Source organism: Bradyrhizobium sp. BRP23, assembly GCF_020194135.1.
In the GTDB taxonomy this organism is placed as follows: Bacteria; Pseudomonadota; Alphaproteobacteria; order Rhizobiales; family Xanthobacteraceae; genus Bradyrhizobium; species Bradyrhizobium yuanmingense.
In genome coordinates, this window is sequence record NZ_JADYVW010000006.1 from 305,323 (window position 1) to 331,246 (window position 25,924).

Here is a 25,924-nt window from a genome sequence, read left to right on the forward strand (position 1 = left end):
CAGGATTCGCCGCCGCAGCAGACTCCCCCTCGCAACCACGAGAAGCATATCTAGCTTTCACCACAGCAGGTTAAGACGTGTCAAAACCGGAGAACTACGGCTCGGGAATCGAGAACAAGATGCCGACCTATTCTGGCTTGAAGTCGGCGCGGCACTTGTACTGATCGAATGGCGGCGCGGCTAACGCCCATTCCTAAGCAGCTCTTTCGCTTCCGCGAATTCGGGAAGTCCATGCTCCGCCTCGAATTGAGCGACCACGGGCGCAAGCACTTCGGATAGCGTACGCGCTCGGCCATTTGTCTTGTACAGGCGTGCAAGTTCAAGAGCGCTGCGCAGCTCAAAGGTCTTGGTCTGCTGATGTTGTGCGATGTCCAGCGCCCGCTTGAGGGCGTCTTCGGCACTGGATTCGTCCGAAGGATTATGGCGCGATAAGAGTTTACCGCGGACACGATGCAGCTCGGCATCAAGCCAATGCTGGCCGGAATTTCCCGTCCCGGCGATCAATTCGTCCAGGATTTCCAGCCCGGTCTCGACTTCGCCTACATCTGCAATCGCCAGGGCGACATGCATCCCCCAGAACGGTTCGCAGAGGTAGCAATCGTTCTCGTGCAGGAAGGTCCAGCCGTGACGCATGTCCGCCAGCCCGGTCATTCGGTCTCCCGCACGCCACTTGGCGAGGCCGTTCAGGTAGGTGCCGGCGGCCACGTACAGCGGCATCGTGTGGTCGCGCGCGAGACCGAGCGCCAGGATCGTTTCTGTCTGCTGCAACATGCCCCCGCATACTCCGTCGAACACCGCGCGATGAACCAACGCATTGGCCTGGGACAGCGCCCGTTTTTCTCCCGGAGTACCCACCGCTTCCGCGGCGAGCTTGCGCGCACGAGCGATGTCGCCAAGCGGCCAGAGCACCAAAGCGAGAAATCGCATGATCACGAACGGGAGATCCAGCGCCGAAGCCCTGAAGGTCGCGGGATCCGGTTCGGCCCGATAGATCGCCAGCGCCCGCTCAAGATGCGTACGCGCGTTCAAATACTCGCCGGCGAACCAGCAGGTCACGCCCCCAGTCCAATGGGCCACGACGGCGGCCACCGGCGAGTCCGGCCGTCGCTCAGCGGCGCTCCTGATGGCATCCGCCAGCTCCCGCATCGGAGCAAGTTCGCCATGGGTCAGGCAGGCATTGAAGAGGCCGGAATGGACCGGCGCAAGTTCAACGGGATCATCGATACCGGCTGCGAATTGTCGCGCGCGCGTCCATGCGGCGACCGTTTCCGGAGCGCTGTGGCCGAGGCTGCCCCGCAAGGCACGGCCATATGCGATTTGAAGATGCAGCCTGCTCATCATCCGGTGGGGCTCGCCAGGCAATTGATCGGCGATCGCGATGGCCTTGCCGAGATGCGCGATCGCCTCGGAATAGGCCGAGCGTTTCAACGCCTGCTGGCCCGCCTTGCGCCACCATTCGAGGGCGATCTCGCTCAGCCCCGCCTCGGTGAAGTGGTGCGCGAGAACTTCCGGCTCGGTCTCGGCGACGATTGGAAACTTGTCGCGCAGGACATCGCCAATCCGTGTGTGAAGCACCTGCCGTTTGCTCTTGAGCAGGCTCTCGTAGGCCGCTTCTTGAACAAGGGCATGCTTGAAACTGTAATTTGCTTCGGGCGGTGTCCCACGACGCAGCAGCAGTTCGGCCTCTTCAAGTTGTCCCAGCGCCGCGCCCAGCGTCAGATCGTCGCGTCCCGCCACGGTTTTCAGCAGCGCGTACGAGAAGTCGCGGCCAATGGCGGCTCCTATCTGGGCCACCTCCTTGACCGGAGCGAGCCGATCAAGCCGCGCCATCAGCGAATCCTGCAGCGTCGCAGGGATAGCAAGCGGCGGCAGCGGATTATTCAGGCGGTAGCGCCCGGCATCCTCAACGAGCAGCCCGGACTCCAGCACCATCTTGGTCAATTCCTCGACGAATAGCGGAATGCCATCGGTCTTGTCGATGATCTGCTCCATCATCTCGCGTGGCAGCTGGCGACCGACGACAATCTGCTCGACGAGCGCGCGCGTGTCCTGCCGATCGAGCCGGTCGAGCCGCAACAGACTGACGTTGGCAAGGCCCGACCAGGAGGGCTCGAACTCCGGCCGGGACGTCAAGAGCACGAGTATCGGCAGTCCCCTGATCCGATCGACCGCGAGATCGAACAGTTCAAGTGTCGTGGCATCGGCCCAATGCATATCCTCGCAGATGATCAGCAGCGGCTGGCCTCGCGCCAGTCCCTCAAGCTGATCGAGAAGGGCGGCAAAAGTCTGCCGCCGCTGCTGCGCCGGGCTCAAGCCGAGGGGCGGGCAAGGGTCGCCGGTGGGAATCGAAAGCAGAGCGGCAATGAGCGGTGTTGCCCGGGCGACCTGCTGGGTTCCTATCGCCAGCATTGCCTCGAGCTTGTCGAGTTTTTGATCCGCCGTGTCGTGCGAGCGAATTCCGGCGGCGCGCTCGAGCTGCGCGACGAAGGGATGAAGCGCACTATTGATGTGGTAAGGCGAACACTGATATCGCACGCGACGGTGCGACCCCAACGAGGGGCTTTCCGACAGCGTTGCTACAATACGCGACTTGCCGATGCCCGCTTCGCCGGAAATCAATACGAACTGGCCCCGCCCCTGCCATGCCTCCCGCTGGCGCGAGAGGATGAACTCGATCTCGTTCTTGCGGCCGACAAAGCCGATCGAGCGCGCGGCACGGACTGCCTCGAAGCGACTCTCGGATGCGGTCGCGCCTTCCACCGCCCAGACCGCGATGGGGTCTGCCATTCCCTTGACCTCCCGACGGCCGAGATTGCGCAGGGAGAACAGATCGCCAAGCAGCCGGCGCGTCGATGAAGCAACGACGACGACCCCCGGCTCCGCCAGGCTCTGGAGCCGGGCGGCGAGGTTTGGTGTGTCGCCGATGGTTGCGTGCTCCTCCGACGCATCTCCGCTGATGAGGTCGCCGACCACCACAAGTCCGGTCGCAATTGCGATCCGCAGTTCAGCTCGTTCGTCGGTCCCTGTCTTGAGCTGGCGTATCGCGGAGATCATGTCGAGGCCGGCGCGCACCGCGCGCTCGGCATCATCTTCGTGGGCGCGCGGATAGCCGAAATAGACGAGTATTCCATCGCCGACGAATCTGGCTATCCTGCCATCATAAGCAGCAATCACGCTCGCGCAGGCAGCGCGATAGGCCCGGATCACCTCCCACATATCCTCGGGATCGAGACGCGCCGAGAGCGCAGTCGAGCCGACCAGATCGCAAAACATGACCGTGAGATGACGCCGCTCGGCGTCCTGAGGAGGAGCGGGAGATGCGATCAACGCGGCCGGATCGAGGTCAGCGATAGCACGCAGCATCTTGCGGCGATGGCCGAGCAGGACTCCGAGCTTATCGAAGTCCTCTTCCATCAGTTCGGGAAGGACGCCTATGTCGATTCCATTTTGGGCAAAGCGCTCCGCGTATTGCGCAAGCCCCAGCTTCTCGAGCCACTCCGCAATCTGCATTGGCTCCACCGATCGTGTGGTTAGCGGTTAGCAGAAGTTTTGGACCAAGGCGCGCGGGGACAATATACCAACACCACCATGATGGCACGTCTTGTTTGTTGCGCGACAACTTAGGTTTCTCATTGCCGATATCACTTTCAAGTGGTGACCCTGCTCGATGCGAACGGCTTTGCTACCAAACATCGTTGGCACGCAGCATTGGACGGCGGAGGTTGCGATGAGTCGTGGCGGTCATTTCGAACCGAAACCGAACCAACACTGCGGCTTGTGCCGAGCGGATGTTTTCCGCGACCGGAGCTTCTTCATTGCTCGCTGACAGGCGCTTCGTAGTTGCGAGCCATCGTGCCCGCCGCAACCTGCAGCGAAGAACCAATTACCCAGCAGCCGGCAACAAAGCCGATCAGGCCGTTTGGCAGATTCTGATCAAGGACAAGGATGCTGACGGACAGAGTTGCAGCGATTGCCGCGCCGAACGTGCCGGCCGCACTCATGATCTCTATCGGCTCGGAACCGTTCCACTCTTCCGAGATGCTCGATGTCGACCTCTGCGCGGGGGCATTGCCCGACAAATCAATCCCCATGTAATAGCCAAGAGCTCCGTAGAGTATCGTTATCAGGACGATCCAGCCGCTTTCAAACAGTCCGGCCTTTTGACGTAACACGGTCGCACCAACATAGAGGCCGCCAGAGGCCCCAACCGCGGCCAGTCCGATTCTTTCAAGAAGATGGGCCGATTTGATCAAACTGGAACGGGGGATCCGAAGATTGCCGACCCGCCTTGTTGCGGAGAAGGCGTTGGAAATTGCGCTGCTTATCTTCATAGGAGCTCCTTCTGAGTAAGTAGCAGCCTACCGGCCGACCCCGAACAGAAGCTGCGTGAGTTGCGCGATGCCCTTTCATTCCAATTTCTGAAGAATCTTTGCTGAGTGATGGGACTGGCTTTGCTCGTGAGCGAGACGGAACCAATCCAAAGCTGCGAGCATGTGGCTGCGCAGGCATTGCATCTCACCCGTGTTTCAAATGATCCGGGTGCGGCAATTTTCGTTGCGAGAGTGGTAATTCAGAAAGAGAGCGAGCGCGTATGAAGCGGTTCACACACGGTCCTCCCTGTCGCTCTATTCGGTCACAATTTCCGAAGGACGCATCTCATTTCGCGATAACGGACGGCGAACATGCTGGATCTGCAACGCGCGGTTGGTCAGCACGCTGCCCGCGTCTGGCCGAAATCAAAGATACGCGCTTGGTTTCGTGAAGCTCGCAGCCTCAGGCCGACCATTCCTCGCCCCACATCTGCACGACGTGACCGGGCGACACTTCGCGATAGCGCCGCACGGGGGGCTGATAATCCGGCGCGCGGACCGGGCTTCTGATCTCGTCGTTGGAGGTTGGACGCGGCGTGCCGCGGCGTGACGGATCGGGCACCGGCACGGCGGCCATCAGCTTTTTGGTGTAGGGGTGCTGGGGGTTGCCGAACACCGACGCGCGCGGGCCGATCTCGACGATCTCGCCGAGAAACATCACGGCGACGCGGTGGCTCATGCGCTCGACCACGGCGATGTCGTGGGAAATGAAGAGATAGGCGAGGCCCATGCTGGCCTGGAGGTCGAGCATCAGGTTCACGACCTGCGCCTTCACCGAGACGTCGAGCGCGGAGACAGCTTCGTCGGCGACGATCAGCTTCGGCCCGAGCGCGAGCGCGCGCGCGATGCAGATGCGCTGCCGCTGGCCGCCGGAGAATTCGTGCGGGAAGCGCGCGGCCATGTCAGCGGAGAGGCCGACGCGGACGAGCAGGTCGGCGACCTTGTCGCGCGCCTGCGACGCCGTCGCGAGCCCGTTGGCGAGCAGTGGCGCAGCGATCGCCGTTCCCACCGACATGCGCGGATTGAGGCTCGCGAACGGATCCTGAAACACGATTTGCATGTGCTTGCGGACATCGCGCAAAGCCCGGCCGTTCATGGCCAGCACATCCTGGCCATCGATCAGGACCGTACCGCTGTCCGGCTGCGTCAGCTTCAGGATGGAGCGTCCGGTGGTCGACTTGCCGCAGCCGGATTCGCCGACCAGCGCCAGTGTCTCGCCGGCGCGCAAGGTGAAGGAGACGTTCTCGACCGCATGGACGCGGCCCGAGACCTTGCCGAACAGGCCCGAGCGGATCGGAAAGCGCGTCGTGAGGTTTGAGACTTCCAGCAGAGGCCGCTCGGCGGGCGAGACCGTATCGGGCGTCTCGGCCGGCTCGTCCGACGTGCCCGTCACCTTGTCGACGATTGGAAACCGCATCGGCCGCATCCGCCCGTCCATCGAGCCGAGCCGCGGCACGGCCGCGAGCAGCGCGCGCGTATAGGGATGCGCGGGCGCGGCAAAAATGCGCGCGGTGGCGTCCGTCTCCACCGCCTGCCCGCCATACATCACCACGGTGCGGTCCGCGATCTCGGCGACCACGCCCATGTCGTGGGTGATGAAGAGGATCGACATGCCCTCCTCCTGCTGAAGTTCTTTGAGCAGTTCCAGGATCTGGGCCTGGATGGTGACGTCGAGCGCGGTGGTCGGCTCGTCCGCGATCAGAAGCTTCGGCTTGCAGGCCAGCGCCATCGCGATCATCACGCGCTGGCGCATGCCGCCGGAGAAGCGATGCGGGTGCTCGTGGAAGCGCGACGCCGCCGCAGGGATGCGGACGCGATCGAGCAGGCGGACGGTCTCCGCCTCCGCCGCCGCGCGCGACAGGCCGCGATGCTGGATCAGCGCCTCCGCGATCTGGAAGCCGATGGTGAGCACCGGATTGAGGCTCGTCATCGGCTCCTGGAAGATCATGGCGACGTCATTGCCGCGGATATCCTTCATATCAGCCTCGGGCAGCGCGAGCAGATCGCGCCCCGCCAGCATGACGCGGCCCTCGACCCGGCCGATCTCGCTCGGAATGAGCCGCATGATCGACAGCGCGGTGACGCTCTTGCCCGAACCGGACTCGCCGACGATCGCGACGGTTTCGCGGGCTGCGATGTCGAACGAGACCTTGCGAACGACGGGAATCCATTGCCGCTCGAGCATGAAGGAGGTGGTGAGGCTGGAGACGGAGAGTACCGCTGCCTGTGCTTCGGCAACGGCCTGATCAGATCTTTTTGTGCCGATGCTCATGCGATTGCCCTAATAGCCCCGCCTGCGATCGACCAGACCCGGCAGCTCCTCGCCCCGACGATGCCGCGCGATCACGTCGAGCACGAAATCGACGGCCGTATCGGGCGTGGTCATGCTGGCGTTGTGCGGCGTCAGCAGGATGCGCGGATGGCTCCAGAACGGGTGGCCTGCCGGCAGCGGCTCGGGATCGGTGACGTCGAGCACCGCACCTGATAGCGCGCCGCTGTCGAGGGCTGCGAGGAGATCGGCTTCGACGAGATGCGGGCCGCGTCCGACATTGACGAGCCCTGCCCCGCGCGGCAGGCGCGCGAACAGCTCGGCATTGAGAATGCCGCGCGTTTGATCCGTCAGCGGCAGCAGGCAGACGAGAATGTCGGCCTGCGCCAGAAATTCTGGCAAGGCATCGGCCCCCGCATAGCAGGTGACGCCTTCGATCTCGCGCGGCGAACGATTCCACCCAAGAAGCGGAAAGCCGAACGTCTTGAGCCGTTCCAGCACGGCCTGGCCGAGCTGGCCGAGCCCCATCACGCCGACGTGCCGGCGCCTGGCCGGCGTGATCCGGATCTCGCGCCAGACCTGCTGCCTCTGCTGGCTGATGAAATCGAGGAGATCGCGATGCAGGGCAAGCACGGCCATGGTGACGTATTCGACCATGGTCTCGGCAATGCCGGGCTCCAGCATGCGGACCAGCGGGATGTGCGCCGGGACTGTCGTGGTGTCGAACTGATCGACGCCCGCGCCCACCGAGAAGACCAGCTCGAGATTGGGAAAGGTCGTCGCGATGTCATCCGGCGGCACCCAGGCCACGAGATAACGCACCGCGGCGGGGTCGCCGATATCAGGCCAGAGCCGGAACGGCACGTCGGGCGCGCGCTCCGCGAAGAAGAGCGCCCACTCGGCGCCGCGCACCATATTGGCCTTGTAGAGAACCGTCATGCCGGCCTCAGAACGGGCTGACCGGCGCGAGACGACGGCCGTCGATCATGCGCTTGTGGCTGTAAGCGGCGGGATCGACCAGCGGCGTCGCGCCCGTCACGAGGTCGGCCGCAAGCTTGCCAGCGGCGGGACCGATGCCGAAACCGTGGCCCGAGAAGCCGGTCGCGAGGAAGAAGCCCGGCAGCGCATCGACCGGTGAGATCACCGGTATCGTATCGGGCGTGCAGTCGATGGTGCCGCCCCAGGCTTCGGCGATCTCGATGTCCTTCAATTCCGGATTCGACTTGATCAGCGCCGCCAGCGCCGCATTGACCAGCGACATGTCGGGCGCGGGATCGCGCACGCGCTCGGCCTCGAACGGCGATGGCTTGTCGAAACTCCAGCTGGTGCCGCGCATGAGCTGATCGAAGAACGACTTGCCGAACGACAGCTTCAATCCGTTCTTGCGATGCTGATAGGTCGGCCAGAACGTGCGCGCGTAACGGAACAGGTCCGGCGACAGCTCGACCGTGCCGCGGTTGCGCAGCGCCAGCGTGAAGCCGCCGTCGAGGCGGCGGCGGATGCAGTAGAAATCGGTGCCGAGCGCGCCGGAGGTGATCTCCGGTCCCGGCGTGGTCCGGCACGCGGTGGCGTTGACGAGGCCGATCGGCAGCTCGATGCCGTGGCGGCGGCAGAACAGCGATGACCACGCGCCGCCCGCCAGCAGCACCGATTGCGCGCGGATGGTGCCCTTCTCGGTGACGACGGCGCTGACCCTCCCGCCCATCGTCTCCAGCCCGCGCGCGGCGCAGCCCTGGTGGATGGTGACGCCGTGCTTGCGTGCGGCGGTGGCGAGCGCAGGGACGGCCATCGACGGCTCGGCGCGGCCATCGCTCGGCGTGTGCAGGCCGCCGACCCATGTGTCGGCGTTGCCGGGCATGCGCTCGGCGACCTCGGCCGGCGTCAGCACGGTGGAGTGAACCTGCATCTCGCGCGCGACCGCGGCCCAGCGCTCCCAGCTGGCGAGTTCGTCCTTGCTCTTGGTCAGGAACAACACCCCGGTTCGCCGGAAGCCGGCATCGACGCCGGCATCGTTCTGCATGTCCTCCCACAGAAGCAGCGCCTCGCGCGCGAGCGGGATCTCCTCGCGTGCGCGGCCTTGCTGGCGGCACCAGCCCCAATTGCGGCTCGACTGCTCGCCGCCGACATGGCCCTTCTCGACCAGCGCGACGGAGTGCCCCTTCTTCGCCAGATGATAGGCGGCCGAGACGCCGATGACGCCGCCGCCGATGACGACGACATCTACCTGCGCCGGCAGGCGTTCGTCGCTGTTGATGCGGTTGAGCGGCGGGGACATGGGGCACTCCTGGAGTTCAGTTCGAGCTCTTGCGCGTCAGAGGTCTTGCGCGTCACGGGATGTTCATTCGCGGATCGAGCGCATCGCGCAGGCCGTCACCGAGAAAGTTGAAGCTGGTCACCGCGAGCGTGATGGCGACGCCCGGCGCGATCGCGAGCCAGGGCGCGCTGGTGAGATAGATCTGCGCATTGTTGAGCATGTTGCCCCAGCTCGCCGCCGGCGGCTGGATGCCGTAGCCGAGATAGCTGACATAGGATTCGAGCAGGATCGCCTTGGCGACGTTGAGCGTCGCGGCAACCACGATCGGCGCGATCGCGTTGGGCACGAGCTCGCGGAACATGATGCGCAGGTTCGAGGAGCCGAACGCGAGCGCGGCCACCGCGAATTCCCGCTCGCGCAACGAGCGCACCTGGGCTTCGACGACGCGCGCGACCGCCATCCAGGCCGTGGCGGCGATCAATATGGTGGTGGTGACGAGACCGGGCTCGGTCAGCGCTGCGAGGGCCAGCAGCAGGAAGATGGTCGGAAAGCACAGCACGGCGTCGACGAGCCGCATCAACACCGCGCCGACCGCGCCGCCATAGAACCCGGCAAAGGCGCCGACGACAATGCCGACCGCCATCGCGATCACCATCGCGACGATGCCGATCGAGAGCGAGACCCGCCCGCCCATCATCAACCGTGCCAGCACGTCGCGGCCGAGCTCGTCGGTGCCGAGAATATGCGCGCCGGAGAGCGGCGGCGCGAACCGCTTCATGATGTCGATGTAGGTGTCGTCGAACGGCAGCAGGTAGGGGCCGAACGCCGAACCGAGCACGAGCACGAGGATGATCAAGGCGCCCGCGAGCGCCAACCGATGCCTGCGAAAGCGCCGCCACGCGGCCTGGCCGGGCGTGAGCTGAACGGTGGAGAGGGCTGCGGTCGCCATCGCTTCAGCCCACCCGGATGCGCGGATCGACGACGGCATAGAGGATGTCTGCCAGCAGCGAGCCGATCAGCACCATCGTCGCCGAGAACATCAGGATGCCCATCACCACGGGATAGTCGCGGTAACCAATCGAATCCAGGAACAGGCGGCCCATGCCCGGCCAGGTGAACACGGTCTCCGCCACCAGCGCACCGCCCAGCAGCGTCGGAAACTGCAGGCCGGCGACCGTGATCATCGGCAGCAGCGCGTTGCGAAGCGCGTGCACCGTGAGAATGCGCCATTCCGGCATGCCCTTGGCGCGTGCAGTGCGGATGTAGTCCTGGTTGATGACCTCAAGCATCGAGGAGCGCATGAAACGGCCCCACATCGCGGTCTCGACCAGCGCCAGCACCATGGCCGGCGCGATCAGATGATGCAGCAGGTCGAGGAAGGAGCCGTCGCCAATGGTGTGCCGGTTGCCCGCCGGCAACCAGCCGAGCTTGACCGAGAAGACGTAGATGGTGACGAGGCCGAACCAGAAGGTCGGGATCGACAGCGCGATCATGGCGCCGACGGTGGCAAGCGTATCGAACAGCGAGTAGCGGCGTAGCGCGCCAAGGATGCCGATCCAGCAGCCGAGCAGCACGGCGATGATGGTCGCCGTCGCCATCAGCTCCAGCGTGGCGCCGAGATGCGAGGAGATCACCGACAGCACCGCCTCGCCGTCGCGATACGACTTGCCCCAATCACCCCGCACCATGCGGCCGAACCAGTCGAGATATTGGACCGGCAGCGGACGATCGAGGCCGAGCTGCCTGGTGACGCGGTCGAGATCCTCCTGCGTCATCTGACTTGAGACGGCAAACTGCGACAGCGGCCCGCCGGGCGCCAGATGCAGGATGGCGAAGCCGATCCCCGAGACGATCACCAGCAGCATGATCGCCTGCGCCAGGCGATTGACGACGTAGCGGGCCATCTCAGGCGATCCGACCAGCCCGAGACATCAGGCCCAATACCATTCGCGGATGTTCCAGCAATTGATGGAGGTGTTGATGTTGGGACGGAAGCCTTGCAGCCCCTCCTTCACCCCCTCCGCAATGAAGCCCTGGAACAGCGGCAGGATCGCAAAATCGTTGCGGATCAGCTTCTGCAGATCGCCGTAGGTGGTCTTGCGCTGGGCGAGTTCGAACTGCTTGGCGCCTTCAGCGAGCAGACGATCCGCCTCCGGGCTTCTGTACTGATAGGTGTTGAAGCCGCGGCCGCCTTTGGCGGGAATGGCGCCGGAGCCGAAGCGCGGCGTCACGTCGGGGTCGCTGCCGAGCATGAAGTTCACCGACACCAGCACCGAGTTGAACTTCGACTGCTGCCAGAACTCGCCCCAGATCACCGCCGCCGGCATGTTGTTGACGCGCATCGCAGCGCCGATCGCACGCCAGTCCTGGATCAGGAGCTGCTGCGTCTGCTCGCGCACCGCATTGCCCGACGTCGTCGAGTTGGTGAATTCGAGCTTGGCGCCGCCCTTCTCGCGAATGCCGCCGGAGCCGCGAACCCAGCCCGCGGCATCGAGCAGCGCGTTGGCCTTGGCGGGATCGTATTTGTGCTGCGGCAGACCCTGCTGGAACGACCAGGCCTGCTGCGGCACGAAGCTCTCGGTCGGCGTCGGCAGGCCGTAGTTCAGCGCGTCGATGATCGCCTGCTTGTTGATGGCGAGATAGAGCGCCTCGCGCACGGTGCGATCGGCAAAGGGACCGAATTCCAGATTGGGCGCGATGTGCTCCACCGAAGACGTCGAGGAAACGAAGATCTTGCGGCCCTTCAGCGCCTTCGCCTCCTGCACGAAGTTCGGCAGGATGCCCTGCAGGCCGGTGTAGTCGACCTGGCCGGTGCGGAACTGGGTGTAGAGAACGGTCAGGTCCGGAATGTATTTGAAAACGACGCGTTCGACGTAAGGTCCTTTGCCGTGATAGCCGGCATGGGCATTCAGCTGGATGTGGTCGCCCGGCACGCGCTCGGCCCAGCGGAACGGCCCGGTCCCGACGGGTGCGTTGTGGAACGGCGAGGAATTCGGATCGGACACCTTCTCCAGGATGTGCTTGGGCACGATGAAGGTGAGCGAGAGGATCGACATGTATGGCGAATAGGGAGCCTCCATTCGCCAGTGGATCTCGTCGGGCGCGACGACCTTGATGTCCTTGACGAGGCTGTGGCCGACGCGGTTGCGGACGCGGAAATCGGGATTGTTGATCAGCTCGAGCGAGAACTTGACGTCCTCGGCCGTGAACGGCGTGCCATCGTGCCATTTCACGTCATTGCGCAGCTTGATCTTCCAGGTCAGGCCATCGGCCGAGAGGCCGCCATTCTCGATGGTCGGGACTTCGCGGGCGAGGTCTGGGACGAACTTTCCGTCGGGCTCGATGTACCAGAGCGGCGAGAACACCTGCCACCAGATGCCCTGATCGACCTCGATGCCCGGCATCAAGGGATGAAAGACGGTCGGCTCTTGCGACAGCGCCGCAATCACCTGGCCACGCGGCTTGCCCGGCGAATTGGTGGGACGTTCGGTCTGCGCGGAAGCGTTCCCTGAAAGCGTCCAGCCTGCGGCCGCGCCCGCGCCGAGCTGGAAGAATTGACGGCGATTCGGAATGCCGAGATGTCCTGCCCCAACGCCGAACTTGCCGGTGTCGTCCGCCATGACCCACTCTCCGTTTCCGCACGCGGCACCGTCTCCCGCGCCCCCGAGACCCCGGCAAAGGGACAGGAGTGGGCTTTAGTGCTTCTAAATTTTTCTCCCAAAAGTTCATCACGACTAAATACAGCTGTCAATCGCATTGCTAGAATGCGCCAGCTTTTCACTCTGACTGAAGGCGCGGGGCTCGATCCCCGACGCTGAGATGATGCATGGGAGAGCGACATGGATGGTCGCGGCGACACGAACAGTCTGAAGGACGCTCCGACGACCGAGGCCGAAGATGCGGTCGACCAGCGCCTGGGTGAAACAGTGCGGCTGCTGCGTCAGCGCGCCGGCCTCTCGATCCAGGACGTCGCCAACAAGACCGGCCTGTCGACCGGCATGATCAGCCAGCTCGAACGTGCGCGCGCGATGCCGTCGATCCGCACGCTGCGCCTGCTCTCAATCGCGCTCGACGTTCCCATCTCCTATTTCTTCGAGAGCAGCGATCCCACTGATGCGCCGCGCTACACCGTGCGCAAGAACGCCAGGCGGCTGCTGCGGCTCACCGCCAGCGGCGTCGTCAAGGAAGCGCTGACGCCGGAAGGCAAAGGCCAGCTCGAGCTCTACGAGCTCACGCTCAACCCCGGCGCCTCCTCCGGCACCGACTTCCTGCAGCACACCGGCGAGAAGGCGGGCTACATTCTCTCGGGCAGCCTGCGGCTGTGGCTCGACAACCAGGCCCATGTGCTGGAAGCCGGCGACAGCTTTCGTTTTCCGAGCATCGTGCCGCACATGTTCGACAACCCGACTCAGCAGGTGGCGCGCGTGATCTGGGTGACGACGCTGCGCCAGACCGACTCGCCGACGGGTTGAGTCCGGCATCAAGGTCTTGCGAGACGGATCTAGCTCATCCTTCGCCGCAGCGTGGCTGACGGCGTCTCGCCGAATTTCTCGCGGTAGGCGCCGGCCATGCGGCCGAGATGGGTGAAGCCGAGATCGAAGGCCATCTCGGTGATGGAGACATCGGGTGCGGCTTGCGCGAGGCGCGCATTGAGGCCGGCGAGGCGCATGTCGAGCAGCATCTGCGAGATCGACACGCCGAAGTGACGGCGGAAGCCGAGCTGCAGCGCGCGGATGCCGATGCCGGAGGCGCAGGCGAGCTGCGCGAGGTCGAGCGGCTCGCCGGCATGGTCGGCAAGGTGATCGCGCGCGGCGCGCAAGGCGCGCGGCAAACGCTCGGCCTGCCCCGAAAACGTCTGAATCGCATCCGACAGGCCATGCCGCTGCCGATTGAGCAGATGATCGAGCAGCGCTTCGCGCCAATCGGCCATCGCGGCCGGCGAGCGCCGGCCTGATGGCCCGAGGCGCTCGGCGAGCGTCATCAGCTCGGCCAGCCTCGTCTGCAGGGCCCGCCCGGACGGCGCATCCAGCTCGATCACCGGATCGAACTCGACCACCCCGGTCGCCCTGCCCGACAAGGCCGCGGCGCGCTGCTCGACCATGCGGCGATCGAGCAGCAGGATCGCCTGCGCACAATCGCTCCACATCATCCGGGTCGGAATCGTCGGCGACAGCAGCGACGCGATCCGGTCCGGGGCCGCATCGAGCTCACGACGACCGGCACGAATGCGGGCGCTGCCAGCAAGCGGGACCTGCACCAGGAAGAAGCGCTCGAGGCAGCCCGGATCGATGCTGACCGCTCCGCCATAGGCGACGTAGTTGATGGAGAAGCCCTCGAACGCCGCGCAATTGTGCCGGGCCGAGAAGCCGGCCGCGCGCGCCTGTGTCGGCTTGAGATCATGCGGGCAGAAGATGCGCCCGATCTGCTCGGCCGCCTCGTCGACGTCATCAGTGGTGACGCGGGCGAAGGCCGCAAGCCGTTCGGCTGCAGAGGCTGTTGCGCTCATTTCCAGCTCGGCTGCGGACATCGTCGACCATGCTTCGCGCCCGGAATTCCTTTAAGCCTATAATAGTTCCGCGGGGGCGAAAAGGGCCGGAGCTCGCAAATTCGTCGTGCTGCATGGCAATAGGTTCATCCGGATTCGTTTAGCGGATAGACAGGCGGTCCGTCCCCGGACGATGCTCCGTCCCCGCCGGAATCCATGAGGAGCAAGCCATGACTGCACTCGAAAAAGGCATCACCGCGAACGGGAAAGGCTACGGCGGCAAGAGCTGGAACATCCTTGGCCAGGTCTATTTCCCCAAGGCCGTCACCGACTCCACTTTCGCGTTCGAGACCAACAGCGATCCCGGCCAGTTCGTGCCGGTGCATATCCATCCGACCCAGGACGAGTTCATCCTGGTGCAGGAAGGCACGCTCGATCTCAAGCTCGACGGTCAATGGGTCAAGGCCAATGCCGGCGACCTCGTGCGCATGCCACGCGGCATCCCGCACGGCTATTTCAACAAGTCCGACAAGCCGTGCCGCGCGCTGTTCTGGGTCTCACCGATGCAGAAGCTGGAGGCGCTGTTCAACCAGCTGCACAATCTGACCGACCCGGCCGAGGTCGTGCGCATCTCGGCGCTGCATGAGGTCGACTTCCTGCCGCCCGAGGCCAACGACTAGCCGTCGCCGCTTCCTGCGCTTCCATCGGCTTGCAGTCCGGCCGGCCGCGCCTTGCGGCCGAACGCGGCCGCTTGCGCGCAACACATCGAGCAAACCCATGGTCAGCCCAAAACATGTCTGCGTGATCGGCGCCGGCGTCTCCGGCCTTGCCGCCGCGAAAGCATTCTCCACCCGAGGCCACCGCGTCACGATCGTCGAGCGCAGCTCGGATCTCGGCGGCGTCTGGGAGCCGGCGCGCTCCTACCCCGAGGTGCAGACCCAGAGCCCGAAGGAGCTCTACCGCTACACCGACCGTGCCATGCCGGATGCCTATCCGGAATGGCCGACCGGGCCGCAGGTCCACGCCTACCTCGCCGACTATGCCCAGAGTTTTGGCCTCGAGCGCATGCTGCGGCTCAACACCGAGGTCGCCGGCATGGCGCGCCGTGCTGACGGCAGGCCGGGATGGACGCTCGCCTTGAAGGACAAGAACGGCACGACCACGAACGAGGATTTCGATTTCGTTGCGGTCTGCACCGGGCAGTTCAACGAGCCGCGCGAGCTGCATTGCCCCGGCGAGGACGGCTTTCTGGCGCAGGGCGGCCAGATCCTGCACTCGTCGAAATACGGCGATCCGACCCTGGCGAAGGGACGCCGCGTCGTCGTGCTCGGCGGTTCGAAGTCCGCAACCGACATCGCCGTGAATGCGGTGAAGTCAGGCGCGCGCGAGGTCACCATCGTGATGCGCGAGCCGGTCTGGCGCATTCCCTATTTCATCGGCGGTCTCGTGAACTTCAAGCGCATCCTCTACATCCGCGCCCAGGAGGAGATGTTTCCGGGCTGGGGCATCGGCGCGATGGGACGGCTCGCGCACCGCCTCGCCGCGCCGCTGGTCTGGGCCAATTGGCGCGGGCTGGAGAGCCTGTTGAAGGCGCAGCTCAAGCTCGGCCGCTGCAACATGGTGCCGAAGGAGCGCATCGAGGACGGCGTCAACTGCTCGGTGCCCATCGCAACGCCGGGCTTCTACCCGATGGTCGCCGACGGCCGCATCAAGGCCGTGTTCGGCACGTTCGACCATTATGAGGGCGACAGCATCGTGATGAGTGGTGGCGAGCGCGTGGGCGCCGACGTCGCCGTGCTCGCGATCGGCTACAAGCTCGGCGTGCCGTTCCTGCCCGAGGCCTACCGGCAGAAACTGGTCGATGCCGACGGGCAGTACCGGCTCTATCGCCTGATCGCCAATCCGGATCTGCCCGAGCTCGGCTTCGTCGGCTTCAACTCCTCGTTCTGCACCGTGCTCTGCGCCGACCTCGCGGCGAACTGGCTGGTGCGTTATGCCGACGGCCAGCTCGCGAACCAGCCGACGGCACAGGCGATGCGCGACAACATCGAGATGATGCTGCACTTCAAGCGCGTCGAGCGGCCGGCCGCGGGCGTCTATGGCGGCCTCTGCGTCGCCCCTTATCACTACCGCCATTTCGACGAGCTGATGGCCGATATCGGCGCGAAGAACCAGAAGACCGGCGGGCTCAAAGGACGCTTCCAACCTCCGGATGCGGATGCTTACGGCAAATTCCTCGCGACGGCGCCGGACTATCGGGCGGCGTGAGAGGAGAATTGCGGCAGCTCGCCTCCGGAGTCTACGATCTCGCTGGCCATCGAATCGACGGGAACCAGCCACAGGATCGGTCATGGGATCGAGACGACTTGCCGCCGCGGCGCTTGCGGCCGTTGCCTTCTTCGTGGCGGCGCCGGTCGATGCGCAGAAGGCACCGTCGCCGCAGCAATCGGCGGCGCTCGCCACTTACGAGCGCGCGCTCGGCGACTTCAAATCCGTGCTCGCCGAGCGGCGGCGCCAGATCGAGGCGAAGCAGCCGCTGCCGAACCTGCCGGGGCAGGCGCTGTATCTCGCACGCGTCGCCGTCATCAGCAGCTACAAGGACTTGACCGACGTCACGCCGTCGCGGATCGGCCGGCCCAACAAGTTCGAGATTCCCCCGGCCTATTTCGACGCCGACATCGAGCCGCTGGTCGAGGAATACGGCAGGCTGTTCGACATCATGGAGGCGCCGCCTGCCGGCGCGCAGAGCTCGCCGACGCCGTTCAAGGACGTCGTCGACCTCGCGGTTGCGATCGCGCGCGCCAAGGGGCTCGCGCCTGAACATGCCGAGACGGCGGGGCGCATCAGCCTCGGGCTCTTCTTTGCCGAGACCAACGGCAAGCAGAATGTCCGCAATGCGCGCTCCAACACCTATATGGGCAGCTTCCAGACCGGCCCCTCCGAGGACCGCAACGGCCGTCGGAAATGGGAGAAGATCAAGGCCGACGTCGCTGCGATCGATCCGCACCTGAGCGCGCGCAACGACAGGGAAGAGGCGCGCGCCCGTGGCACCGACCAGCGCTTCAACCATTGGACCAACGTCCGCAACGGGTTGATGAACGCGCACGCCGATCTGTTCCGCGAGATTCCGGGAATCGTCAAGACGCTGCCCGACCCGATCGACCAGATGAAGCTGTTCCAGCTGATCCAGATCGTTCCTACCCCGACGCGGTCCGCGCTCAAATCGGGCGATCTCCTGAACTATCGGGTGTCGAGCCCCAGAATCATGAGGTACCTGCGCAACAACAGCATTTTTGCCTTCGGACAGGCCGACCGGGCAAAGACCTCGGCGAGCTACCGCGAGATCTTCGCCGCGATGTGGCTGTTCAACCGGAAGTTCGAGAAAGCGATAGCGAAATACGCCGAGATCAAGCCGCGCTGAGGGATCGTTGCAACCGCCGGTGGAGGTTGTAGTCTCGCGGCCTCATCGGCGACACTGGACTGTTTCATGCGCATTCTCATCCTCGGCGGCAGCCAGTTTCTTGGGCGCGCGATAGCAAGCCATGCTTGCGCGGTCGGTCACGACGTGACCTGCGCCGCGCGCGGACTCGCGGGGCCGATTGCCGCCGGCGCCCGCTTCCTGCGGATCGACCGCGACGTGGCCGACGGACTTGCGCCGCTCGCGGGTGAGACATTCGACGCCGTGGTCGATGTCTCGCGTCATCCCGGCCAGGTCCGTCGCGCAGTCGCCGCGCTGAAGCGGCCGGGCGTGCATTGGACCTTCGTCTCGACGATCAGCGTTTATGCGGACAACCGCATCCCGGGGCAACGCGCCGACACGGCGCCGCTGCGCGAGCCTGTTGCGGGAGAGATCGAGCACAGCACCGAGGCGATCTACGGCGCAGCCAAGGTCGCCTGCGAACAGGCGGTCGGCGATGACGCCTTCATCTGCCGCGCCGGCCTGATCGCAGGGCCCGAGGACCCGAACGGACGGTTCGCCTATTGGCCGGCGCGGCTTGCGCGCGGCGGCGAGGTGCTGGCGCCGGGATCGCCGGAGGATGCGGTCCAGTTCATCGACGTGCGCGATCTCGCGCAATGGATCGTGCATGCGGCAGAGAGCGGTCTCGTCGGCATCTATGACGGGATTGGGCCGATCCGCACGCGCGGCGGATTCCTGAGCGAATGCGCATCCGCGCTGAACGCGTCCTGCACCTTCACCTGGATCGATCGCGCCTTTCTGGAAGCGCATGACGTCAGGCGTTGGGCGGGCCCGCGGTCCTTACCGATGTGGCTGCCATTGCCGGACTACGCCGGCTTCCTGACGCGCGATACCTCGCCGGCGCGCGCGGCCGGATTGACCTCGCGACCGCTGGGAGACACCGCGCGCGATACGCTTCATTGGCTCCGCGCCAACAACGGGCCAGTCGTCGGTCTCACTGCCGAAGACGAGAAGGATGTCCTCGCGGCGTGGCATGCGCGCCAGCCCTAGGTGCGGACGGGCCAATCGTTCGCCGGTGAAAAGCGCCTTGTCGTGACAAATCTGTCAAAGGCCACACTGCCGTTTTCGGTGCAAGACCCGTGACCGCCATGGCTATGGTGTTCCACGACTGCCCGTTTGTTGGTAGCCTGCCGCACCGACAGACAGCAATCGGGGACCACCGAATGACGCGCGCCAATCCCGCATCTCCCGCACAACGCAATGGAGCAGCGAGGAAACATATCGGTCGGGCACTCGCCGCAACCGCGGCATTGGCTGTGCTCGCCGGCTGCGAGGACAAGAACACGTTCGTGGCGCCGCCGCCGCCCAAGGTCGACGTCGCGACGCCGGTGCAGCGTCCGGTGACGCGCTACATCGAGGCGACCGGCAACACGGCACCGATCAAGAGCGTCGATCTCGTCGCGCGCGTGCAGGGCTTTCTGCAAACGATCGACTATCAGGACGGCACATTCGTGAAGCAGGGCACCCAGCTGTTCACGATCGAGCCTGAGACCTACAAGCTCAAGCTCGAGCAGGCGCAGGCGGCCGAAGTCGGCGCGCAGGCTTCGCTCCGGCAGGCGGAGGCCGACTACAAGCGACAGGCCGAGCTGGTGCAGCGCCAGGCCGTCTCGCAAGCCACGCTCGATAATTCCACCTCCGCGCGCGACAACGCCCAGGCCAATCTGCAGCAGGCCCAGGCCAACACCAAGCTCGCCGAGGTCAATTACGGCTACACCAAGGTCACGGCACCGTTCGACGGCATCGTCAGCGCGCACATGGTCTCGATCGGCGAGCTCGTCGGCGTCTCCTCGCCGACCCAGCTCGCCACCATCGTGGCGATGGACCCGATCTATGTGAACTTCACCGTCAACGAGCAGGACGTGCTGCGCATCCGCGCCGAGGCGACCCGTCGCGGGCTGACGCCCGCGGACATGAAGCACTTCCCGATTCAAGTGGGGCTGCAGACCGATACCGGCTACCCTCATGAGGGCAAGCTCGACTACGTCTCGCCGACCCTCAACCAGTCGACCGGCACGCTGGCCGTGCGCGGCCTCGTTCCCAACGACAAGCGGGTGCTGCTGCCTGGCTATTTCGTCCGGGTCCGCGTGCCCTTCGACCAGGAGAAGAGCGCCCTGCTCGTTCCCGACACCGCGCTCGGCAGCGACCAGGGCGGCCGCTATCTCCTCGTCGTCAACAGCGACAACGTCGTCGAGCAGCGCAAGGTACAGATCGGCCCGGTCGACAACGGCCTGCGCGTGATCGAGAGCGGCCTGAAGCCAGAGGATCGCGTCGTGACCGCGGGGCTCTTGCGCGTCATCCCGGGCCAGAAGATCGACCCGCAGGTGACGAAGATCGAGCAGACGCAGGCCTCGAGCAAGTAGGGGCTGCCAGCCATGATCTCAAAGTTCTTCATCGAGCGGCCGGTCCTCTCGAACGTCATCGCGCTGTTGATGATCCTGATCGGCGGCGTCGCGCTGTTCAATCTCGCCATCGCGCAATACCCCGACGTGGTGCCGCCGACCGTGCAGGTCACCACGCGCTATCCCGGCGCCAGCGCCAAGACCGTGATCGATACCGTGGCGCTGCCGATCGAGCAGCAGGTCAACGGCGTCGAGGACATGCTGTACATGCAATCCTACAGCGGCTCCGACGGCACCTACACGCTGACCGTGACCTTCAAGATCGGCACCGACCTCAACTTCGCGCAGGTGCTGGTGCAGAACCGCGTCTCCAGCGCATTGTCGCAATTGCCGCAAGCCGTGCAGAACCAGGGAGTCACCGTGCAGAAGCGGTCGACCTCGATCCTGTTGTTCGTGACGCTCACCTCGCCGGATGCGAGGTACGACAGCCTCTACTTGAGCAACTACGCCACCATCAACATCCGCGACGAGCTCTCGCGCCTGCCCGGCGTCGGCAACGTCACCGTATTCGGCGCCGGGCAATACTCGATGCGGATCTGGCTCGATCCCAACAAGCTGCAGGTGCGTGGCCTGGTGCCGCAGGACGTGATCCAGGCAATCCAGCAGCAGAGCCAGCAGGTCGCCGCCGGTCAGGTCGGCGCGCCGCCGACGCCGCCGGGACAGGCGTTCCAGTACACGCTCAACGTCAACGGACGGCTCGACGACGCCGGCCAGTTCGAGAACATCATCGTCAAGACGGGATCGAGCGGCGACGTCACGCGGGTGCGCGACGTCGGCTGGGTCGAGCTCGGCGCGCAGACCTACAGCCAGATCTTCTCGCTCAACAAGCAGCCCGCGGTCGGCATCGGCGTGTTCCAGTCGCCGGGCGCCAACGCGCTCCAGGTCGAGCAGGCGGTCGAGAGGAAGATGGCGGAGCTCGCCAAGCGCTTCCCCGAAGGCATCAAGTACGACACGCCGTTCGACACCACCAAGTTCGTCGAGGCCTCGGTGCACGAGGTCTATATGACCCTGATCGAGGCCGGCCTGCTGGTGCTGGTCGTGATCCTCATCTTCCTGCAGGACTGGCGCGCGATGCTGGTGCCGGCGACGACCGTGCCTGTCACCATCATCGGCGCCTTCGCCGCGATGGCGGCACTCGGCTTCACCATCAACATGTCGACGCTGTTTGCGATCGTGCTCGCGATCGGCATCGTGGTCGACGACGCCATCGTCGTGGTCGAGGGCGCCGCCCACAACATCGAACAGGGCATGAACGGCCACGACGCCGCGATCCGCGCGATGGACCAGCTGTTCGCGCCGATCGTCGGCATCACGCTGGTGCTGATCTCGGTGTTCCTGCCCGCTTCGTTCCTCGCCGGACTGACCGGGCGCATCTACTCGCAATTCGCGCTGGTGATCGCCGCGACCGCCCTGCTCTCCGCCATCAACGCCGCGACCTTGAAGCCGACGCAATGCGCGCTGTGGCTGCGGCCGGCCGTGCCGCCGGAGCAGCGCAATTTCTTCTATCGGGGCTTCAATGCGGTCTACAACCGCGTCGAGCGCGGCTACACAAGGCTGATCACGTTCCTCGTGAAGCACGCCACCATCTCGGTCGCGTTCGCACTGCTGATCATCGCCGCCAGCGGCTATGGCCTGTCGCGGGTGCCGACCGGCTTCCTGCCGATCGAGGACCAGGGCTATCTGATCGCCGCGGTGCAGCTGCCCGACGGCGCCGCGCTGGAGCGGACGCAGGCCGTGCTCGACAAAGCGAGCGGGCTGATCAAGGACACGCCCGGCGTGGCGCAGGTCATCACCATCGCCGGCATCTCCGCGCTCGACAACAGCGCCAGCCTCGCCAATGCCGGTGTCGCCTACATCATCCTGAAGGATTGGGACGCGCGTAAAGGGCCCGGTGAGGATCTGCGCTCGCTGGTCTTTGGCCTGAACGACAAGCTCGCTGATATCATGGAGGCGCGCACCATCGTGTTGCCGCCGCCGCCGATCCAGGGCATCGGCAACGCCGCCGGCTTCTCGATGCAGGTCGAGCTGCGCGACGGCAACAGCGATTTCGCCAAGCTGCAGGCCATCACCGGCGCGATGGTCACCAACGCCCAAAGCCAGAGCGCGCTGCAGCGCGTGCAGTCCTCGTTCCGCTCCTCGGTGCCGCAATTCAACGTCGAGATCGACCGCGTCAAGACTCAGACGCTTCATGTCACCACGGATCAGGTGTTCTCGGCGCTGTCGACCTATCTCGGCTCTTCCTATGTCAACCAGTTCAACAAGTTCGGCCGCGTGTTCCAGGTCTATACGCAAGCCGATCCCGCCTTCCGCGTCACCGAGCGCGACATCGCCAACATGCAGGTGCGCAACTCGAATGGCGACATGATCCCGATCGGCACCGTCGCAAAGATCACGCCGGCCACCGGCCCGTCGCTGATCAGCCTCTACAATCTCTATCCGTCCTCGACCGTGATCGGCCTGCCGGCGCAGGGCTATTCGTCGGGCCAATCGCTGAAGCTGATGGAGGAGATCGCGGACAAGACGTTGCCGCCGGGCACCGGCTATGAATGGACCGCGATGTCGTATCAGGAGAAGGCGGTCTCGAACCAGATCTACTGGGTATTCGGGCTCGCCATGCTGCTGGTCTATCTCGTGCTCGCCGGCCAGTACGAGAGCTGGTACGCGCCGATCTCGGTGATTCTCGCCGTGCCGCTGTCGCTGCTCGGGCCGATGCTGATCCTCTCCGCTCTCAAGATCGACAACAATCTCTATTGCCAGATCGGCCTGATCCTCTTGATCGCGCTCTCGGCCAAGAACGCCATCCTGATCGTCGAGGTCGGTCTCGAGCTGCACGGCCGCGACGGCAAGCCGATCATCGAATCCGCGATCGAGGCGGCGCGCGCCCGCTTCCGCCCGATCCTGATGACCTCGTTCGCCTTCATCCTCGGCGTCGTCCCGCTGGTGCTCGCCACCGGCGCCGGCGCCAGCGCGCGCAAGTCGATCGGCATCACGGTATTCTCGGGCATGCTGGCCTCGACCTGCCTTGCGGTGCTGTTCGTGCCGGCCTTCTTCGTGGTGGTGCAGCGCTTCGAGAACTGGCGGGCGTCGAAGAAGAAGCCGCAGGCGGTGGCGGAGGTGAAGCCCTAACCCTGCTCCGCCGGCGCCTGCCGCGCCTCGCCGCTCGAGACCAGGAGCACCGAGACCTTCGACTGTCGCAGCACTGCATCGGCGACGCCGCCGAAGGAGAGATGGTCGGCCTGGATCCGGTCAACGCCCATGACGACGAGGTCGACGTCGGTGGTGTCGATCTCGCGCAGAATCGCCGCCTCCGGCGCGCGGTTCACGCGCAGGGTCGTGGTGATGTCGACGTCGTAGCGGGCGGCGAGATCGCTGGTGTCCTTGAGGATGCCTGTCTCCTGGCTCAACCCGCGCGAGCGACCGTGCTGCGCACCCTTGTCGCGCGTCGTCGCTACATAGACCACCCGGAGCGAACCTGAGCCGGCCTGCGCCAGCGCCACGGCGACCTCGGCACCGCGCTTGGAGACGGCGCTGCCGGACACGGGAACGAGGATGTTGAGCGCCTCGGGCATCGGCTGTTTCAGGTGCTTGCCCTTGGCGGCCACGATCGCAAGCGGTCCTTCGAACTTCGCGGCAATATCCTCGACCTTGCGATCGAAACGGTCCTTGGTGGCGGCGACCTTGGCGATGCCGACGACCAGGAGATCGAAGCCCTTGCGCGCCTCGTCGGCAATGGTCTCGCCAAGCTCCGCGCGCCTGGTGCGGCTGATGACATCGACGCTGCCGGCATCGTTGTCGCTGTTGGCGGAGACGGTTTCGGCCGCCTTCTTCACCACGGCTTCGTGGCTCACTTCCTCGCCGCGCCTCTTCTCTTGTTCCTCGGCGCGCTTGCCGATATGCAGCACCGTGATCGGCAGGCCGCGCATGCCGGCGATCAGTCCGGCGACATGCGCGGCGAAGGTGGCGTTGACGCTCTCGTCCACCGCGAGCAAGGGACGTTCGAGATTGGCGACGAAGCCGCGCCTCTCGAACTCCTCGCGCTCCAACCGCTCCTTCTCCTCCGCGCTCATCGGCAGCCTGGCCAGCGCCGCGCGCAGCATCGGCGGCATCGCCATGGTGGTCACGATCGCCATCGTCACGATCATCGTGAACAGGTTCTGGCTGAGCACGCCGATCGACAGGCCAATGGTCGCGATGATGACCTCGGTCGAGCCGCGCGCGTTCATGCCGCTGGCGAGGGCCAGCGACTCCCTCCCGTTCAACCCGCCCACGGTGCCGCCGACGAACGCGCCACCGAACTTGCCGACGCTGGCGATCACGACGAGCAGGCCGGTGAGCATCAGGAGGTCGGGATCGCGCAGCACCGTGAGATCGGCGCTGAGCCCGGCGAGACCGAAGAACACCGGCATGAAGAAGCTTGAGATCAGCCCGCGCAGGCGCTCGTCGATCTGCCGCGTCAGGATCGGCGATTCCCCGACCAGGATGCCGGCGACGAAGGCACCTAATACGGTGTGGACGCCGATCAGATGCGTGATCATCGACATGACGCTCATCAGCAGAAGGATCACGGAGATGACCGCGGCCGCGCTGACGAGATTGTCGTTGGCCCAGCGGATCAGCTGGAATACCAGGCGGCGGCCGATGGTGAAGCTGACCGCGAGGAAGGCGAGCGTTCCCAGCACCGACTTGGTCACGGAAGCGATGTCGAGCGAGCCTTGCGAAGCGAGGCTGAAAATGACGGCGATGATGATCCAGCCGATGGTGTCGTCGATCACGGCGGTCGCGACGATGATCTGCCCAACGTTGCGGCGCATGAAGTTCATCTCGCGCACGACGACCGCGACGATCTTCACCGAGGAGATCGACAGCGCCGTGCCCATGAACAGCGACGCCACCAGGCGCTCCTGCGGATTGGGCAGCAGCGCATCCGGCAGGAACTCGCCGAGTGCGAAGCCGCAGGCGAACGGCACGACGATGCCAGCGATCGATATCGCGATCGCGGCCCTGCCCACCTTCCGGACCAGCTTGAGGTCGGTTTCCATGCCGGTCAGCAGCAAAAGCAGCAGGATGCCGAACTGGGCGATGCCGGCGATCATCGCCTTCTGCTCGGGCGTGTTGGGAAAGATCGCGGCTTGCGCCTCGGGCCAAATCCAGCCGAGCAATGACGGCCCCAGGATGATGCCGGCGAGCAGCTCGCCGATCACTGAGGGTTGGCCGACGCGCATCATGATCTCGCCGAGGCCGCGACCCACCGCGATTAGCAGGACGATCTGCGCCACCAGCAGGAATTCGGACGGGCCGGCCGATTTGCCCGCTTCGGCGCCGGCCGCATTGGTGGTGAGGATGAGCGCCGCGGGGACGAGGCCGACCGGCCGGAGCAAGGTCCACAGCATGCAGGCGTCATTTCCCCTTTACCCGGCCCCGCTGTCGGGGCCACGGGGATAGAACCCGCGGGAGGCGGCGGGAGTTCCTGCCGCGCACGACGGGACGGAGGGGGCAAAAACGCCAAACGCGAAAACAACCCCATGCACAGTAGGGATGCCGTTGAAAACTTTCAAAAAGTTCGGCTTTGCCGAAACGGCTTGCTCCGTCGGGCAAAACACTGGCAGAATGGCATCGTGGGTGGCATGGCGAGGGTGCCTCCTCATTCTCCGTCATTCCGAGCGCAGCGA

Annotated in this window: 17 protein-coding genes; 7 read left to right on the forward strand and 10 right to left on the reverse strand. The window is 65.1% G+C overall.

Features of this window, described 5'->3' with window-relative positions:
• Positions 1 to 180: 180 nt before the first annotated feature.
• From I6F24_RS19005 to I6F24_RS19040, 8 genes are all read right to left on the reverse strand, one after another.
• Positions 181 to 3,510, reverse strand: coding sequence for an adenylate/guanylate cyclase domain-containing protein (locus I6F24_RS19005; protein ID WP_225149110.1), 3,330 nt, complete (start codon positions 3,508 to 3,510; stop codon positions 181 to 183).
• Positions 3,511 to 3,812: 302 nt separating this feature from the next.
• Positions 3,813 to 4,331 carry a hypothetical protein gene (locus tag I6F24_RS19010; protein ID WP_225139127.1) on the reverse strand — a complete coding sequence of 173 codons (519 nt, stop codon included), beginning with the start codon at positions 4,329 to 4,331 and terminating at the stop codon, positions 3,813 to 3,815.
• Positions 4,332 to 4,773: 442 nt separating this feature from the next.
• Positions 4,774 to 6,642, reverse strand: coding sequence for an ABC transporter ATP-binding protein (locus I6F24_RS19015; RefSeq protein WP_225149111.1), 1,869 nt, complete (start codon positions 6,640 to 6,642; stop codon positions 4,774 to 4,776).
• 9 nt (positions 6,643 to 6,651) lie between these two features.
• On the reverse strand, positions 6,652 to 7,578 hold the full coding sequence (locus I6F24_RS19020; RefSeq protein ID WP_225149112.1) for a glyoxylate/hydroxypyruvate reductase A: 927 nt from the start codon (positions 7,576 to 7,578) through the stop codon (positions 6,652 to 6,654).
• 7 nt (positions 7,579 to 7,585) lie between these two features.
• Positions 7,586 to 8,914: an FAD-binding oxidoreductase gene (locus I6F24_RS19025; protein WP_225149113.1), complete on the reverse strand. Its 1,329-nt coding sequence runs from the start codon at positions 8,912 to 8,914 to the stop codon at positions 7,586 to 7,588.
• 52 nt (positions 8,915 to 8,966) lie between these two features.
• Positions 8,967 to 9,842 carry an ABC transporter permease gene (locus I6F24_RS19030; protein ID WP_225149114.1) on the reverse strand — a complete coding sequence of 292 codons (876 nt, stop codon included), beginning with the start codon at positions 9,840 to 9,842 and terminating at the stop codon, positions 8,967 to 8,969.
• A gap of 4 nt (positions 9,843 to 9,846) precedes the next feature.
• Complete coding sequence (locus I6F24_RS19035) at positions 9,847 to 10,797, reverse strand: ABC transporter permease (protein ID WP_036028549.1); 951 nt, start codon at positions 10,795 to 10,797, stop codon at positions 9,847 to 9,849.
• Between the two features lie 27 nt (positions 10,798 to 10,824).
• Positions 10,825 to 12,513, reverse strand: a complete 1,689-nt coding sequence (locus tag I6F24_RS19040; RefSeq protein ID WP_225149115.1) for a peptide ABC transporter substrate-binding protein — start codon at positions 12,511 to 12,513, stop codon at positions 10,825 to 10,827.
• A 219-nt stretch (positions 12,514 to 12,732) separates the two neighbouring features.
• Between I6F24_RS19040 and I6F24_RS19045 the strand changes: the two genes are divergently transcribed.
• Entirely contained in the window at positions 12,733 to 13,365 is a 633-nt protein-coding gene (locus I6F24_RS19045) for a cupin domain-containing protein (protein ID WP_225149116.1), read from the forward strand.
• Positions 13,366 to 13,394: 29 nt separating this feature from the next.
• On the opposite strand, the gene I6F24_RS19050 is transcribed toward I6F24_RS19045, so the two are convergent.
• Entirely contained in the window at positions 13,395 to 14,420 is a 1,026-nt protein-coding gene (locus I6F24_RS19050) for an AraC family transcriptional regulator (protein ID WP_225149117.1), read from the reverse strand.
• Positions 14,421 to 14,608: 188 nt separating this feature from the next.
• Between I6F24_RS19050 and I6F24_RS19055 the strand changes: the two genes are divergently transcribed.
• From I6F24_RS19055 to I6F24_RS19080, 6 genes are all read left to right on the forward strand, one after another.
• Positions 14,609 to 15,058 carry a cupin domain-containing protein gene (locus tag I6F24_RS19055; protein ID WP_036027225.1) on the forward strand — a complete coding sequence of 150 codons (450 nt, stop codon included), beginning with the start codon at positions 14,609 to 14,611 and terminating at the stop codon, positions 15,056 to 15,058.
• Between the two features lie 97 nt (positions 15,059 to 15,155).
• On the forward strand, positions 15,156 to 16,646 hold the full coding sequence (locus I6F24_RS19060) for an NAD(P)/FAD-dependent oxidoreductase (protein WP_225149118.1): 1,491 nt from the start codon (positions 15,156 to 15,158) through the stop codon (positions 16,644 to 16,646).
• Positions 16,647 to 16,728: 82 nt separating this feature from the next.
• The gene (locus I6F24_RS19065) at positions 16,729 to 17,799 is read left to right on the forward strand and encodes a hypothetical protein (RefSeq protein WP_225112134.1); all 1,071 of its coding nucleotides are present in this window, start codon (positions 16,729 to 16,731) and stop codon (positions 17,797 to 17,799) included.
• A gap of 66 nt (positions 17,800 to 17,865) precedes the next feature.
• Positions 17,866 to 18,846, forward strand: a complete 981-nt coding sequence (locus tag I6F24_RS19070; RefSeq protein WP_225149119.1) for an NAD-dependent epimerase/dehydratase family protein — start codon at positions 17,866 to 17,868, stop codon at positions 18,844 to 18,846.
• Between the two features lie 173 nt (positions 18,847 to 19,019).
• Positions 19,020 to 20,216: an efflux RND transporter periplasmic adaptor subunit gene (locus tag I6F24_RS19075; protein ID WP_225149120.1), complete on the forward strand. Its 1,197-nt coding sequence runs from the start codon at positions 19,020 to 19,022 to the stop codon at positions 20,214 to 20,216.
• A gap of 12 nt (positions 20,217 to 20,228) precedes the next feature.
• Complete coding sequence (locus I6F24_RS19080) at positions 20,229 to 23,381, forward strand: multidrug efflux RND transporter permease subunit (RefSeq protein WP_225149121.1); 3,153 nt, start codon at positions 20,229 to 20,231, stop codon at positions 23,379 to 23,381.
• Here the strand turns inward: I6F24_RS19080 and I6F24_RS19085 are convergent.
• Complete coding sequence (locus tag I6F24_RS19085; RefSeq protein ID WP_225149122.1) at positions 23,378 to 25,645, reverse strand: cation:proton antiporter; 2,268 nt, start codon at positions 25,643 to 25,645, stop codon at positions 23,378 to 23,380. The two genes, I6F24_RS19080 and I6F24_RS19085, sit on opposite strands and share 4 nt — an antisense overlap.
• Positions 25,646 to 25,924 lie beyond the last annotated feature (279 nt).

Bases quoted from the DNA above. Each gene is read 5' to 3' on its own strand.
- I6F24_RS19055 (WP_036027225.1), top strand. From the start codon at position 14,609: ATGACTGCACTCGAAAAAGGCATCACCGCGAACGGGAAAGGCTACGGC.
- I6F24_RS19050 (WP_225149117.1), bottom strand. From the start codon at position 14,420: ATGTCCGCAGCCGAGCTGGAAATGAGCGCAACAGCCTCTGCAGCCGAA.
- I6F24_RS19035 (WP_036028549.1), bottom strand. From the start codon at position 10,797: ATGGCCCGCTACGTCGTCAATCGCCTGGCGCAGGCGATCATGCTGCTG.
- I6F24_RS19025 (WP_225149113.1), bottom strand. From the start codon at position 8,914: ATGTCCCCGCCGCTCAACCGCATCAACAGCGACGAACGCCTGCCGGCG.
- I6F24_RS19040 (WP_225149115.1), bottom strand. From the start codon at position 12,513: ATGGCGGACGACACCGGCAAGTTCGGCGTTGGGGCAGGACATCTCGGC.
- I6F24_RS19065 (WP_225112134.1), top strand. From the start codon at position 16,729: ATGGGATCGAGACGACTTGCCGCCGCGGCGCTTGCGGCCGTTGCCTTC.
- I6F24_RS19030 (WP_225149114.1), bottom strand. From the start codon at position 9,842: ATGGCGACCGCAGCCCTCTCCACCGTTCAGCTCACGCCCGGCCAGGCC.
- I6F24_RS19070 (WP_225149119.1), top strand. From the start codon at position 17,866: ATGCGCATTCTCATCCTCGGCGGCAGCCAGTTTCTTGGGCGCGCGATA.
- I6F24_RS19045 (WP_225149116.1), top strand. From the start codon at position 12,733: ATGGATGGTCGCGGCGACACGAACAGTCTGAAGGACGCTCCGACGACC.
- I6F24_RS19010 (WP_225139127.1), bottom strand. From the start codon at position 4,331: ATGAAGATAAGCAGCGCAATTTCCAACGCCTTCTCCGCAACAAGGCGG.
- I6F24_RS19080 (WP_225149121.1), top strand. From the start codon at position 20,229: ATGATCTCAAAGTTCTTCATCGAGCGGCCGGTCCTCTCGAACGTCATC.
- I6F24_RS19075 (WP_225149120.1), top strand. From the start codon at position 19,020: ATGACGCGCGCCAATCCCGCATCTCCCGCACAACGCAATGGAGCAGCG.
- I6F24_RS19060 (WP_225149118.1), top strand. From the start codon at position 15,156: ATGGTCAGCCCAAAACATGTCTGCGTGATCGGCGCCGGCGTCTCCGGC.
- I6F24_RS19015 (WP_225149111.1), bottom strand. From the start codon at position 6,642: ATGAGCATCGGCACAAAAAGATCTGATCAGGCCGTTGCCGAAGCACAG.
- I6F24_RS19020 (WP_225149112.1), bottom strand. From the start codon at position 7,578: ATGACGGTTCTCTACAAGGCCAATATGGTGCGCGGCGCCGAGTGGGCG.
- I6F24_RS19085 (WP_225149122.1), bottom strand. From the start codon at position 25,645: ATGCTGTGGACCTTGCTCCGGCCGGTCGGCCTCGTCCCCGCGGCGCTC.
- I6F24_RS19005 (WP_225149110.1), bottom strand. From the start codon at position 3,510: ATGCAGATTGCGGAGTGGCTCGAGAAGCTGGGGCTTGCGCAATACGCG.